We start from the raw sequence: 1,195 nt of genomic DNA, 5'->3' as shown, positions 1-1,195 counted from the left end.
GGCGGTCGCGTTGGCGCGGGTCTGCTGCCAGGCGGCGGCGAAGTCGCCCGGATCGCGGACCACGCGCATGCCGCGGCCGCCGCCACCGGCCACGGCCTTGAGGATCACCGGATAGCCGATGTCCCCGGCCAGGTCCCGGGCCTCGTCGACGGTGTCGATCGGGTCGCGGCTGCCGGGCAGCAGCGGCAGGCCCGCGTCCGCCATCAGGGCGCGGGCGGTGGACTTGTCGCCCAGCCGGGCCATCACCGCGGCCGGCGCGCCGACGAACACCAGGCCCTCGGCCTCGCAGACCTCGGCGAAATCCGGGTTCTCCGACAGGAATCCGTAGCCGGGGTGGATCGCGTCGGCGCCGGTGGCACGGGCAGCCTCGATGATCGCGGGCACGTACAGATAGCTGCGCTTGGCCGGGCCGGGACCGATCTGCACCGACTCGTCGGCCATCCGCACCGCGAGCGAATCCCGGTCGACAGCCGAATGCACTGCCACGGTGGCGATTCCGAGCTCAGCGCAGGTGCGGATGATCCGCACCGCGATCTCGCCCCGATTGGCCACCAACAGCTTGCGGATGGGTCGGGTCGGGCTCACCGCAGCACCTCGAAGACGATCAGCGCCTGGCCGTGTTCCACGGATTCGCCGTCCGCGATTCGGAATTCGGCCACGACGCCCTCACGATCCGCGATCACCGGGATCATCAGCTTCATGGCCTCGACGATCGCGACCTGCTGACCGGCGCGCACCGGGTCACCCTCGGTGACGAAGGGGGCGGCGCCCGGTTCGGGCGAGCGGTAGAAGACGCCGACGGTCTCGGCGTGCAGGGTGAAAGTCGCAGTCTCCGAGGCATTTTCCGGCTGTCGGGAGGCCCCATTTGCTGCCGGTGCAGCTGCGGTAGCGACCGGGGTTTGGGCGGCCCCGGCCGCCTGAGCCGTCCCGACAGGCTGAGCCGACCCGTCGCCGGTGCGGCCGCCGTCCCAGCTGACGTGCAGGACCACCGGCCCGTTGGCCACCATCACCGTGGTCGGGGCGGGCACGATGCCCGCACGCACGGCCAAGGTGTGCCGGGCCAGCACCTCGAGACTGTGGTCGGCCTCGGCGGCGCTCACCGCGCCGGACGCGGTGGTCTCGGGCCGGATGAGCGTGCTGCCGTTGTCGGTCATCGGTTCTCCTGCAGATCGTTTCGGGCGACGCCGAAGGCTCG

The 1,195-nt window shown here is 71.8% G+C and carries 2 protein-coding genes; both read right to left on the bottom strand.

All coding sequences use genetic code 11. The features are described 5' to 3' along the window. Positions 1–585 (bottom strand): biotin carboxylase N-terminal domain-containing protein (locus tag ACWELQ_RS46015; RefSeq protein WP_452403246.1); only part of this gene is annotated, 585 nt, incomplete at its 3' end. Next, on the bottom strand, positions 582–1,154 hold the full coding sequence (locus ACWELQ_RS46010) for an acetyl-CoA carboxylase biotin carboxyl carrier protein (RefSeq protein ID WP_452403245.1): 573 nt from the start codon (positions 1,152–1,154) through the stop codon (positions 582–584). The genes ACWELQ_RS46010 and ACWELQ_RS46015, both read right to left, overlap by 4 nt. Positions 1,155–1,195: the final 41 nt, after the last annotated feature.

The sequence above is a fragment of the Nocardia sp. NPDC004722 genome (assembly GCF_053601505.1).
The sequence above is the reverse complement of the archived record's forward strand: the minus strand, read 5'-3'. Positions and strand labels throughout refer to the sequence as shown.